The 11,591-nt window shown below is 68.9% G+C and carries 12 protein-coding genes; 8 read left to right on the plus strand and 4 right to left on the minus strand.

Annotated elements, in window-relative coordinates; all coding sequences use genetic code 11:
* The first annotated feature begins 167 nt into the window (after positions 1–167).
* From DI272_RS25975 to DI272_RS25990, 4 genes are read left to right on the plus strand one after another with little or no spacing between them, the layout of a single operon-like run.
* Positions 168–551, plus strand: coding sequence for a hypothetical protein (locus DI272_RS25975; protein ID WP_109497676.1), 384 nt, complete (start codon positions 168–170; stop codon positions 549–551).
* Positions 541–2,811: a bifunctional polysaccharide deacetylase/glycosyltransferase family 2 protein gene (locus tag DI272_RS25980; protein ID WP_109497677.1), complete on the plus strand. Its 2,271-nt coding sequence runs from the start codon at positions 541–543 to the stop codon at positions 2,809–2,811. Before DI272_RS25975 ends, DI272_RS25980 begins: the two co-directional genes overlap by 11 nt.
* Position 2,812: 1 nt before the next feature.
* Positions 2,813–3,925, plus strand: coding sequence for an acyltransferase (locus DI272_RS25985; protein WP_109497678.1), 1,113 nt, complete (start codon positions 2,813–2,815; stop codon positions 3,923–3,925).
* 22 nt (positions 3,926–3,947) lie between these two features.
* Entirely contained in the window at positions 3,948–4,643 is a 696-nt protein-coding gene (locus DI272_RS25990) for a demethylmenaquinone methyltransferase (RefSeq protein WP_109497679.1), read from the plus strand.
* Positions 4,644–4,767: 124 nt separating this feature from the next.
* Here DI272_RS25990 and DI272_RS25995 read toward each other — a convergent pair whose 3' ends face one another.
* Both DI272_RS25995 and DI272_RS26000 read right to left on the minus strand, forming a co-directional pair.
* The gene (locus DI272_RS25995) at positions 4,768–5,052 is read right to left on the minus strand and encodes a PASTA domain-containing protein (RefSeq protein ID WP_258314907.1); all 285 of its coding nucleotides are present in this window, start codon (positions 5,050–5,052) and stop codon (positions 4,768–4,770) included.
* Positions 5,053–5,187: 135 nt separating this feature from the next.
* Entirely contained in the window at positions 5,188–5,712 is a 525-nt protein-coding gene (locus DI272_RS26000) for a GNAT family N-acetyltransferase (protein ID WP_109501041.1), read from the minus strand.
* A 106-nt stretch (positions 5,713–5,818) separates the two neighbouring features.
* Here DI272_RS26000 and DI272_RS26005 point away from each other — a divergent pair, with 106 nt between their 5' ends.
* Positions 5,819–7,123, plus strand: coding sequence for a geranylgeranyl reductase family protein (locus DI272_RS26005; protein ID WP_109501042.1), 1,305 nt, complete (start codon positions 5,819–5,821; stop codon positions 7,121–7,123).
* A gap of 73 nt (positions 7,124–7,196) precedes the next feature.
* Here DI272_RS26005 and def read toward each other — a convergent pair whose 3' ends face one another.
* Both def and DI272_RS26015 read right to left on the minus strand, forming a co-directional pair.
* Positions 7,197–7,823 carry a peptide deformylase gene (gene def, locus DI272_RS26010; protein ID WP_109497681.1) on the minus strand — a complete coding sequence of 209 codons (627 nt, stop codon included), beginning with the start codon at positions 7,821–7,823 and terminating at the stop codon, positions 7,197–7,199.
* Between the two features lie 491 nt (positions 7,824–8,314).
* Positions 8,315–9,133, minus strand: a complete 819-nt coding sequence (locus tag DI272_RS26015) for a C40 family peptidase (protein ID WP_109497682.1) — start codon at positions 9,131–9,133, stop codon at positions 8,315–8,317.
* Positions 9,134–9,857: 724 nt separating this feature from the next.
* On the opposite strand from DI272_RS26015, the gene DI272_RS26020 reads away from it, so the two are divergent.
* Genes DI272_RS26020 through DI272_RS26030 form a run of 3 tightly spaced genes read left to right on the plus strand, consistent with a single transcriptional unit; the run spans position 9,858 to position 11,538 of the window.
* On the plus strand, positions 9,858–10,217 hold the full coding sequence (locus DI272_RS26020) for an NADH-quinone oxidoreductase subunit A (protein ID WP_007383963.1): 360 nt from the start codon (positions 9,858–9,860) through the stop codon (positions 10,215–10,217).
* A 14-nt stretch (positions 10,218–10,231) separates the two neighbouring features.
* A complete protein-coding gene (locus tag DI272_RS26025) occupies positions 10,232–10,786 on the plus strand; it encodes an NADH-quinone oxidoreductase subunit B family protein (RefSeq protein WP_030494814.1) in 555 nt (184 codons plus the stop codon).
* Positions 10,783–11,538, plus strand: coding sequence for an NADH-quinone oxidoreductase subunit C (locus tag DI272_RS26030; RefSeq protein WP_109497683.1), 756 nt, complete (start codon positions 10,783–10,785; stop codon positions 11,536–11,538). Before DI272_RS26025 ends, DI272_RS26030 begins: the two co-directional genes overlap by 4 nt.
* The last annotated feature ends 53 nt before the right edge of the window (positions 11,539–11,591 follow it).

Genomic DNA, 11,591 nt, shown 5'->3' on the forward strand with positions numbered 1-11,591 from the left:
ACCTTCAACCCACACCCTCAACCACATCTTCAACCCTATTCGCCCTGGACAGGGTCACGCAGGCGTTCCAGCGAACTCTCAGTGAAAAGACAGGTTAAGGCGTTTCTCATACGCGCCTCACATCAGAGCCCGAGTTCGACATATAAAGCATCCCTAATATCCGGGGAATGCATTCCGAGCCTGCCATCGAAAACCGCGCCCCGCGTGGTCGCCGCCGCAAACGCGGCAACGGGTCCGACACCGAGGGGCCCGTGTTCGTTGACAACTCCGGACGCCGCTCGAAGCTGCTGCGCCGGATCGGTCTTCTCGTCGGCGTCCTGTGTCTCGGGTACGCCGTCGTGCTGGGCCTGGCGTTCATGGGGATCGGCACGTCCAGCCCGTCCTCGCTGCTGCCCTTCGGCGGTGGCCAGGGCGGCCCGGCCGGACAGGGCGGCACCGGCCCTGGCCTACGCCAACAGGGCGGCGTCGGCACCGTCGTACAGCCCAGCGGCACCCCGCCCGCGCTGCCCTCGGGCGTCCCCACGCCGTCCGCGTCCGCGAATGCCGACTGAGCGGAGCGCAGGCACCGTGACGACGACCACGACATCCCACCGGGGCCGGCGCCGCGCCCCCTCCCGCATCGAGCGCGCGGCGGGCAAGGCGGCGGCGCTGCAGAAGCCGCGCGTGCTGCTCGCCCTGCTGCTCCTGCTCGCGCTGACCAGCGTGATGCTGCTGGACGGCTATCTGCGTGCCGAGGTGGGCGGCGACCAGCGGGTCCGTGACGGGGCCGCCTCCGGCAAGGTCCCCGACAAGATCCTCACCGGCGGGCCGATCCTCAGCTTCCGCGGCGGACAGGCCACGACCGTCTCCGTCCCGGACAAGACCATCGCCCTGACCTTCGACGACGGCCCCAACCCCACCTACACCCCGCAGGTGCTGGAGATCCTGGAGAAGTACGACGTCCCCGCCACGTTCTTCGTGGTCGGCTCGATGGTGTCGCGCTACCCGGGGATCGTGAAGGACATGGTCGAGCAGGGCAACGAGGTGGGCATCCACACCTTCACCCACGTCGACCTCTCCTACCAGAGCGACGCCCGCGTCGACCGGGAGATGCAGCAGACGCAGCTCGCGCTGGCGGGCGCGGCCGGCATCACCACCACGCTGTTCCGGGCCCCGTACTCCTCGGAGACGGACGCCATCGACAACTACAGCTGGCCCGTCTACCAGAAGCTCGGCGAGGACGGCTACACCAGCGTCTTCGTCGACACCGACAGCGACGACTGGAAGAAGCCGGGCGTCGCGAAGATCGTGAAGTGGGCGACGCCGTCCCGGAACAACGGCGCGTCCGTGCTGTTCCACGACGCGGGCGGCGAGCGCTCGCAGACCATCAAGGCGCTGCCGAAGTACATCGAGAAGATGCGGGCGAAGGGGTACACCTTCACCACCATCAGCGGGGTGCTGGAGAAGGAGCAGTCGGCCGGCGCCCCCGGGACTCCCCGGGCCGACGGCACCGGTGTGAACACCCTCCAGGCCGCCCACCGCGAGGCCACCGGCGCCACCCTCTACGAGGGCAGGGCCCTCATCGCCGCCGTCGCCGTGGCGGAGTGGGCGGTGCCCGCGCTGTCGGTCGGTCTGCTGGTCGTGGGGGTGGCCGTCATGGGCCGGTTCGGGATGATGCTGATCCTCGCCCGCAGGCATTACAGACAGCGCAACAAACGCCGCTTCAGCTGGGGTCCGACCGTCACCCGTCCGGTGAGCGTGATCGTCCCGGCGTACAACGAGAAGGAGTGCATCGCCAACACGCTGGAGTCGCTGGCGCAGAGCACCCACCCGATCGAGATCATCGTCGTCGACGACGGGTCCACGGACGGCACCTCCGAGATCGCCCGCGCCGCGGCCGACCGGCTCGGCATGGTCAACGTCCGGGTGATCCGCCAGGAGAACGCGGGCAAGCCGGCCGCTCTCAACAACGGTGTCCGCAACGCCGGTCACGACATCGTCATCATGATGGACGGCGACACCGTCTTCGAGCCGGACGCCGTGCACCAGCTGGTGCAGCCCTTCGCCGACCCCGCGGTGGGCGCGGTCGCGGGCAACGCCAAGGTCGGCAACCGCGACACGGTCATCGGCGCCTGGCAGCACATCGAGTACGTGATGGGCTTCAACCTCGACCGCCGCATGTACGACCTGCTGCGCTGCATGCCGACCATCCCGGGCGCGATCGGCGCGTTCCGCCGCGACGCCGTGCTCCAGGTCGGCGGCATGAGCGAGGACACCCTCGCCGAGGACACCGACATCACCATCGCCATGCACCGCGCGGGCTGGCGGGTCGTCTACCAGGAGCACGCCAAGGCGTGGACCGAGGCGCCGGGTTCGCTGAAACAGCTGTGGTCGCAGCGCTACCGCTGGTCGTACGGCACCATGCAGGCGCTGTGGAAGCACCGCAAGTCGCTGACGGACAAGGGTCCTTCGGGGCGCTTCGGCCGGGTGGGGATGCCGCTGGTGGTGGTCTTCCAGATCGTCACGCCGGTCTTCGCCCCGCTCATCGACGTCTTCACCGCGTACTCGATGATCTTCATCGATTTCCGGGCGGCCCTGCTGGCGTGGCTCGCGGTGCTGGGCGTCCAACTGGTCTGCGCCGCCTACGCCTTCCGTCTCGACAAGGAGAGGTACCGCTATCTGCTGATGATGCCGCTCCAGCAGCTGGCCTACCGGCAGATGATGTACCTCGTCCTCATCCACTCCTGCATCACCGCCCTCACCGGCGGCCGCCTGAGGTGGCAGAAGCTGAAGCGGACCGGCGAGGTCGGGACGCCGGCGGGGGTGGGCTGAGATGGGTTCGCACCGCAGAGGCGGGCCGGTGGCTGCGCTGCCCACCGAACGGCCGATGCCCGAGACGCAGTCCCAACGCCCCGTGCGAGACCGCTACTTCGACACGCTCCGGGCCGTCGCCCTCATCCGCGTCGTCACCTATCACACCTTCGGGTGGGCCTGGTGCGGCATGGTGTTCCCGTCCATGGGGATCATGTTCGGCCTGGCCGGCACGCTGATGGCGAAGTCCCTGGAGCGGCCCGCGCTCAAGGTGGTGAAGAGCCGGCTGCGGAGGCTGCTGCCCCCGTTCTGGTTCTGGGGCTTCTTCGTCGTCCTGGCCATGCTGATCCACGGCTGGATGCCGAGGCACTACAACATCGTCTTCTGGATCGTGCCGTTCGGTGACCCGCCGGGCAACAAATGGGGCGTCCAGGCCTGGGAGATCCTCTGGTACCTGCGCACATACCTGTGGTTCGTGCTGCTGTCCCCGTTGCTGCTGAAGGTGTTCCGGTGGGCGCGCGTCACGGTGCTGCTGCTGTCCCTCGTGCCGATCCTGGTCCTCACCTTCGTGTGGGCAGGACCCGAGGGGCGGCTCGGCAGCGAACTGTGGGACTTCTCGACGTACCTCTTCTGCTGGGTCCTCGGCTTCGCGCACCGCGACGGGGTGCTGGAGCGGCTGCGGCCCGCGGTCGTCGTCGTGCTCTCGCTCGCGGCCGTCGGCTACGGCGGCTGGTACGCCGTCACCCACCAGGGCGAGGCCGGCACCTACGACCTCGACGAGATCCCGCTCGCGCAGGCCTTCTGGTCGGCCGGGTTCGTGATGCTGCTGTTCTGGGCCAAGTCGTACTTCGGGATCGACTTCGCCTGGCTGACCCGCTTCAGGCGGCTGGACCGGATCGTCACGATCTTCAACGCGCGAGCCGTGACGATCTACCTCTGGCACGAGATCGCCTTGATCCTCGCCGTCCCGCTGATCGACCGGTTCTGGAACGTGCCCGCGTTCGAGGAATACCTGCCGCTGGAGAGCCAGTGGTTCATGTTCGGCGTCGGCTGGGTGCTGATCGCGGGGTTCGTGCTGGCCTGCGGATGGGTGGAGGACGTGGCGGCGAGGAAGAGGCCGCGGCTCGTGCCATGAGGGCGGCTGCAACAATGGGCGCGTGACCCGCGCTTCCCTGAACAAGCAGCCGCACGAAGTCGCCTCGATGTTCGACGACGTGGCGGAACGGTACGACCTGACGAACGACGTGCTGTCGCTCGGGCAGGACCGGGTGTGGCGCAAGGAGGTCGCGAAGGCGGTCGACGCCCGGCCCGCACAGAAGATCCTGGACCTGGCGGCCGGTACGGCCACCTCGTCCCTGCCCTTCGCGCAGACGGGCGCGTACGTCGTCCCCTGCGACTTCTCGCTCGGCATGCTCCAGGTCGGCAAGAAGAAGCACCCCTGGCTCCCGCTCACGGCCGGCGACGCGACGAAGCTGCCGTTCAAGGACGGCACCTTCGACGCCGTCACCATCTCCTTCGGGCTGCGCAACGTGCAGGACTTCGACGCCGGGCTGCGGGAGATGTACCGGGTGACCAAGCCCGGCGGCCGGGTGGTGATCTGCGAGTTCTCGCATCCGACCTGGGCGCCGTTCCGCACGGTCTACACCGAGTACCTGATGCGCGCCCTGCCGCCGGTCGCCCGCGCGGTCTCCTCGAACCCCGAGGCGTACGTCTACCTCGCCGAGTCGATCCGCGCCTGGCCCGACCAGGCCGCCCTCGCCGGGCATCTGCAGAAGGCCGGCTGGTCGAAGGTGGCGTGGCGGAATCTGACGGGCGGGGTCGTGGCCCTGCACCGGGGTTTCAAGCAGGTCTGACGGCCGGTTTCGAGCAGGTCAGACGGTCGGCCTCAAGCACGTCTGACGGTCGGCTTCGAGCAGAGCTGACGTTCGGCCTCAAGCAGGTCTGACGGCCGGTTTCCTGCAGGTCTGACGGTCGGCTTCAAGCAGAGCTGACGGTCACATACGGGTCGCCCGGCTCGTCCAGCTCGCGCTGGAGGCCGCCGGTGGGAGGCCGGGGGATGCGTGGCTCGCGCACCCCTCCGCCGCCTTCCCCTTCGCCGAAGTCGAACCACACGTAGATCACGGAGTCCCGGGGCACCTCGGCGTTGGGCTGCGGGTACTGCCGTACGACGTACTCGACCACCGTCCGGTGGAAGTCGGGCCGGTCCGGAGCGTTGAGGAAGAGGCCGGTCGCCTCGGCCGTCCTGCGCGCGTCCGTGGCCATCAGTCCGACGAGCCGCGGCACGCGCACTTCGGGTGTTTTGGGTGGTATGCGCAAGATGTCACCCCCAGCGGTATTAGCAGGGTAACCGCCGGGGGTGCCGTCCGGAAGCGGCAAGTGGCGTTCTGTAGCAGTTGGTTACTCTGCGTGAGAATTCTTGAGGCTGAGCCGGAAACAGAGCGCGTCCTCCGGAAGCCGCGGGTGCGGGAACGTCTCCGCGAGCTCCATGCCGAGGCGCCGGGTCACCGCGACCGAGCGCTCGTTGCCGGGTCTCACCATCGCCACCACGCCCGGCACGCCCGCCGTCCGGAGCCGGTCCAGCGTCTCCCGCGCGGCGGCGGTGGCGTACCCCTTGCCCCAGTACGCCCGCCCGAGCCGCCAGCCGATCTCGATCTCGCCCTTCGGCCCCCACTCCTGCGGCCACGGCTGGGCGCCGGTGAAGCCGATGACCCGGCCGTCCTCGTCGAGCATGGTCCACAGGCAGAAACCCAGCTCGGCGTCGTGCCGCCGCTGGCGGGCGGTGAGTTCCTCGTAGACGTACAGCTCCGCCGACCGGCCGCCGTGGAACGCCATGACGTCCGGGTCGTCGAAGAGCCGGTGCCAGGCGACGGCGTCCTCGTCGGTGGGGACACGCAGGTGTACTACGGGGAGAGCTCGGTTCACGGGGCAGCCCTTCAGCCAGGTGATCAATCGTGCTGAATAGACTGCCCATGTCCAGTGCCGGTCGGCACGCAGATTTCGAACTTGGGGAGATCCCGCCGTGACCGCCGTGACCGAGCCCCACTCCGAGCCCTTGTCCGAAAACACCGCTGACGTCATCGTCGTCGGCGCGGGGCCGGCCGGCTCCACGACCGCGTACTACCTCGCCAAGGCCGGTCTCGACGTCCTCCTGCTGGAGAAGACGGCGTTCCCGCGCGAGAAGGTCTGCGGCGACGGCCTCACGCCGCGCGCCACCAAGCAGCTCGTCGCCATGGGCATCGACATCTCTGAGGAAGCCGGCTGGCTGCGCAACAAGGGCCTGCGCATCATCGGCGGCGGCGTCCGGCTCCAGCTGGACTGGCCGGATCTCGCCTCCTTCCCGGACTACGGCCTCGTCCGCAAGCGCGACGACTTCGACGAGCAACTCGCCCGGCAGGCCCAGAAGGCGGGCGCCCGGCTGTACGAGCGCTGCAACGCCGGCGCCCCGATCATCGACGACCGCACCGGCCGCATCACCGGCGTGCACGCCAAGCTCGGCGAGTCCGGCGAGAAGCGGGAGGTCACCTTCCACGCGCCGATCGTGGTCGCCGCCGACGGCAACTCCACCCGCCTCTCCCTGGCGATGGGCCTGCACCGCCGCGAGGACCGCCCGATGGGTGTCGCCGTGCGGACGTACTTCGAGTCGCCCCGCCACGAGGACGACTACCTGGAGTCCTGGCTGGAACTGTGGGACCGCCGCGGCCCCGGCCCGGACCGCCTCCTCCCCGGCTACGGCTGGATCTTCGGCATGGGCGACGGCACGTCCAACGTCGGCCTCGGTGTCCTCAACACCTCCGACTCCTTCAAGGAGCTGGACTGGCGCGAGGTGCTGAAAGCCTGGTGCGCCTCGATGCCGGAGGAGTGGGGCTACACGCCGGAGAACATGACCGGCCCGATCCGCGGCGCCGCCCTCCCCATGGCCTTCAACCGCCAGCCGCACTACACGCGCGGGCTGCTGCTGGTCGGCGACGCCGGCGGCCTGGTGAACCCGTTCAACGGCGAAGGCATCGCCTACGCCATGGAGTCCGGCCAGATCGCCGCCGACGTCATCGTCCAGGCCCACGCCCGTCCGACGCCGGCGAGCCGTGAAATGGCGCTGCAGCGTTACCCGCAGGTCCTCAAGGACACCTACGGCGGCTACTACACGCTGGGCCGCGCCTTCGTGAAGCTCATCGGCAACCCGAAGGTCATGAAGATCGCGACCCAGCGCGGCCTCACCCACCCCTTGCTGATGAAGTTCACCCTGAAGATGCTCGCGAACCTCACCGACCCGACGGGCGGCGACGCGATGGACCGGATCATCAACGGGCTGAGCAAGGTGGCGCCGAAGGCGTAACCAGCAGCTCAGAGCCTGGCCGGCTGCTCAGGGCCTTACCGGCTGCTCAGGCCCTCGCCGGCTGCTCAGGGCCTCACTGGCCGCTCAGGGCCTCGATGTTGGCGGTCCGGCGGGCGAAGACCTCGTCCCGCCGGTCCGCCACCTGCCGCAGCGCGTCCTTGCGATCCCGCTTGGAGAGCCGGTCCAGGTAGACATGCCCGTTGCAGTGGTCCGTCTCGTGCTCCAGACACCGGGCGAAGTACCCCGTCCCCTCGATGACGAGCGGCGCCCCGTCCTTGTCGTACCCGCGCACCACGGCCCGGTCCGGCCGCGGTACGTCCATCACGGCGCCTGGGACGGAGAGGCAGCCCTCGTGGTCGTCGAGGAGCCTGCGCCCGGCCCGGGAGGCGTCGAGCACCGGGTTGACGATGTGCCCGACGTGCCGGTTGCCGTCGTCGTCCGGGCAGTCGTACACGAACAGCCGCAGATCGACGCCGACCTGGTTCGCCGCGAGCCCGGCCCCGTCCGCGATGTACATCGTCAGGAACATGTCGTCGATCAGTGCGGCGAGATCCGGCCCGAACTCCGTCACGTCCCGGCACGGCTTGTGCAGGACTTCCTCGCCGACCTCCGTGATGCGCCGCACCTCTCCGCGCCGGGCGTCGGGCGCGAGGGGCGGATACGAGTCAACCGGCCTGCCTTGTACGAACACGCTGGGCATGAGTGCGTTTCTCCTCGGTGTGTGGCTGCTGCGGGCGGTGGGTCATCGGGGTTCCGGCCTCCGGAGCCGGCCCCTCCCCTTCGTCGCCCCTGACAACAGAACACACACAGCGGCCCAGGGCCACACCCGCAGACGCTTCCTGGCCGGAACCGGGGGAGTGGCACCGGCCGGAATCGAGGCAGTGACACGGGCCGGCACCGGATGCGCGGCGGGCGCCCTCGGGTCCCGCACGATGGAGGGTGCCCACGAGTCGGCCCGGTCGGCGGTCAACGCGCTGCCATACACGGATAATTCGGGCGCCAGGTGGCGTGAGACGCGGAGTTCTTACGGCCGCCCGGAGACAGAGTCCCTGAAGCGGATCGACGAGGCCCGCCACCGGGTGCGCCTGCCCCACACCTTCGGCCTGGGAAAGTCGTGCGGACGGGCGGAAGGGCCGCTGCCCCCGAGCGGCTGCGGCCCTTCCGACGTTCCGTATGTCCGTACGCCTTTTGTCAGAGTACGCGGACCGCACCCGTCGCCGGGTAGCCCGACAGGTCCTGGATGACGACGCCCTTGGAGGGGTTGGCCGCGTCCAGGTACTGGCCGTTCCCGATGTAGACGCCCACGTGGTACGCGGAGCCCTTGGCGCCCCAGTAGAGGACGTCGCCGACCTGAAGGTTGGACAGGGAGACGTCGGTGCCGGACATCGACTGGTCCTGGGAGACGCGCGGCAGATCGACGCCGACCTGCTTGAACGCGGCCTGGACCAGGCCGGAGCAGTCCCACGCGTTGGGGCCGGTGCCGCCCATGACGTAGGCGTCGCCCACCTGCGCCTTGAGGAAGGCGATGACGGTCGCGACGGAGCCGCTGGCGGGTGCCGAGGCGGTCGTGGACGCGGAGAGGGTGGTGCGCTCCGAGGAACGCGAGGCGGCTGCCTCGGCGGCGGCCTTGCGGGCCTCCTCGGCCTTCTTCTTGGCTTCCGCCTTCTTCTTCGCCTCGGCGAGGTCCTTCTTGGCCTCCTTGGCGGCTGCGGCGGCGGCCGCGTCACGCTCCGCCTCCAGCTCGTAGTTCGCGGCGGCCTGCTGCGTGGCGTCCGCGGACTGGGCGACCTGGGCGGCCAGGTCGGCCGTGAGCGTGGGCAGTTCGAGCGTCTGCGTGGTCTCGGCGGCGCTCGCCGAGGCCGACGCGCCCGCCGCTGCCATGCTGAGGACGCCACCGGCGACTCCGGCGCGCACGGCGAGCGAAGTCGTCGCGCTGCGGCGGGGTTTCCGGTGGCTGCGTATGTGAGCGGTGTGGGACATGAGAACAACCGGTATCAGGGGCTCCTCCATACCTTCAAGAAACGTGTCCTGCGCCACAGTTGTTCATCCAGCCCCTCAAATCCCGGGCGTGGCGACCTTTATTGACGCCGTAACGGACATTGCGGGCACGGGGCATCATGGCCGTGATCACGGCCTTTCATCGTTACGTCCGAATTGCCCCGCGCCTACCACCGGTTGGGACCGGTGGCCAAGCCCGCTTCTCAGAGGTCTCTCATCGATGTGGCAGAGGTCACGCAACGGTTACGGCGGAGCCTGCGTCACGCGCGCGCCCCTCCGGTCACCCGCTCGTGAACGCGCGCACGCGTCCACATCGGGAGGCGCGACCCCCTCCCGAGTGTGAATGCCGCGCACTACCAAGGAGGCGCGTCCAGCGCCAATTTGCATGCACGGGAAGTCTCTTGATATTGAGACGCCCCTTGCCCACCCCCTCCCAACTGCGTCGACGAGTCAAAATGTCACCTCTGGTGATCGCTCGGACGCTTCACGTACGAAGATCACCGCTCATCCGACTTCATGATCCTTCGTCAGGTGGTGGAGATCACAAAGCTTGTGCAATACCCCGTGTCGCAGATCACAGACCGGCGGGCATAAGATGCGGGTCAGTTGGGCTTGTGACCTGCTTCACATGTTCGCGATCTTCGTCGGGACGGACGAGGCTCGTGGGGCACGCGAGACGGAAGCGAACCCGACGCCATCGCCAGCAGTCAGTGCCGACTGAGAGGAGCGAGGAGCGGTGAACGCGTATGCGCCCATCCTCGTACTGGGAGCCCTCGGGGCAGGCTTTGCGATCTTCTCCGTGGTCATGGCCACGCTGATCGGTCCGAAGCGGTACAACCGGGCCAAGCTCGAGGCCTACGAGTGCGGGATCGAGCCGACCCCCACGCCGGCCGGCGGCGGGCGCTTCCCCATCAAGTACTACCTGACGGCGATGCTCTTCATCGTCTTCGACATCGAGATCGTCTTCCTCTACCCCTGGGCCGTCACCTTCGACGCCCTGGGTGTTTTCGGGCTCGTGGAGATGCTGCTCTTCGTGCTCACCGTCTTCGTCGCGTACGCGTACGTATGGCGGCGCGGCGGCCTGGAATGGGACTGAGGGGCCTTTAACTCATGGGACTCGAAGAAAAGCTGCCGAGCGGTTTCCTGCTGACCACCGTCGAGCAGGCCGCGGGCTGGGTGCGCAAGGCGTCCGTCTTCCCGGCCACCTTCGGGCTGGCCTGCTGCGCCATCGAGATGATGACGACCGGCGCCGGACGCTACGACCTGGCCCGCTTCGGCATGGAGGTCTTCCGCGGCTCACCCCGCCAGGCCGACCTCATGATCGTCGCCGGCCGGGTCAGCCAGAAGATGGCGCCGGTGCTCCGGCAGGTCTACGACCAGATGCCGAACCCCAAGTGGGTCATCTCCATGGGGGTCTGCGCCTCCTCGGGCGGCATGTTCAACAACTACGCGATCGTGCAGGGCGTCGACCACATCGTCCCGGTCGACATCTACCTCCCCGGCTGCCCGCCACGGCCGGAGATGCTCATGGACGCCATCCTCAAGCTCCACCAGAAGATCCAGGGCTCCAAGCTCGGCGTGAACGCCGAGGAAGCGGCCCGGGAGGCGGAGGAAGCGGCGCTCAAGGCCCTGCCCACGATCGAGATGAAGGGGCTGCTGCGGTGAGCGACGCGAACGGTGTGAATGGGGCGTCGAACGGGGTGAACCCCGAGAAGGACCTCGGCGCCTCCAACCTGCCCGGCCAGCGTGGCGAGGGCGGCGAGGAGATCCGCGTCCAGCGCGGCATGTTCGGCGCCAACAACGGCGGCGACACCTCCGGCTACGGCGGCCTGGTCCGCTCCATCCGGCTCCCGGGGGCGGCCACCCGCCCCTACGGCGGCTGGTTCGACGAGGTCGCCGACGAACTGGAGGGCGCGCTGGAGGAGCAGGGACTCCTCCCCGACAACGCCATCGAGAAGACGGTCGTCGACCGCGGCGAACTCACCTTCCACATCGAGCGCGAGCACCTGCTGCGCGTCGCCCGCACCCTGCGCGACGACCCGGCCCTGCGCTTCGAGCTCTGCACCGGGGTGAGCGGGGTCCACTACCCGCACGACAAGGGCCGCGAGCTGCACGCCGTCTACCACCTGCGCTCGCTCACCCACAACCGGCTGATCCGCCTGGAGGTCAGCGCTCCGGACGCCGACCCGCAGATCCCGTCCCTGGTCTCGGTGTATCCGACCAACGACTGGCACGAGCGCGAGACCTACGACTTCTTCGGGATCGTCTTCGACGGTCACCCGGCCCTGACGCGGATCATGATGCCGGACGACTGGCAGGGCCATCCGCAGCGCAAGGACTACCCCCTCGGCGGCATCCCCGTCGAGTACAAGGGCGCCCAGATCCCGGCTCCGGACCAGCGGAGGTCGTACTCGTGAGCACCCGCCCGTCGCCCGGCCACCACCCCTCAACGACTCCCTTCGGGAGGCTG

It is taken from the genome of Streptomyces sp. Act143, assembly GCF_003143935.1.
In the GTDB taxonomy this organism is placed as follows: Bacteria; Actinomycetota; Actinomycetes; order Streptomycetales; family Streptomycetaceae; genus Streptomyces.

Excerpts from the sequence above, each read along its gene's own strand:
- DI272_RS25975 (WP_109497676.1), top strand. The coding sequence starts at position 168 with ATGCATTCCGAGCCTGCCATCGAAAACCGCGCCCCGCGTGGTCGCCGC.
- DI272_RS25980 (WP_109497677.1), top strand. The coding sequence starts at position 541 with ATGCCGACTGAGCGGAGCGCAGGCACCGTGACGACGACCACGACATCC.
- DI272_RS25985 (WP_109497678.1), top strand. The coding sequence starts at position 2,813 with ATGGGTTCGCACCGCAGAGGCGGGCCGGTGGCTGCGCTGCCCACCGAA.
- DI272_RS25995 (WP_258314907.1), bottom strand. The coding sequence starts at position 5,052 with ATGGCCACGGACGCGCGCAGGACGGCCGAGGCGACCGGCCTCTTCCTC.
- def (WP_109497681.1), bottom strand. The coding sequence starts at position 7,823 with ATGCCCAGCGTGTTCGTACAAGGCAGGCCGGTTGACTCGTATCCGCCC.
- DI272_RS26015 (WP_109497682.1), bottom strand. The coding sequence starts at position 9,133 with ATGGAGGAGCCCCTGATACCGGTTGTTCTCATGTCCCACACCGCTCAC.
- DI272_RS26025 (WP_030494814.1), top strand. The coding sequence starts at position 10,232 with ATGGGACTCGAAGAAAAGCTGCCGAGCGGTTTCCTGCTGACCACCGTC.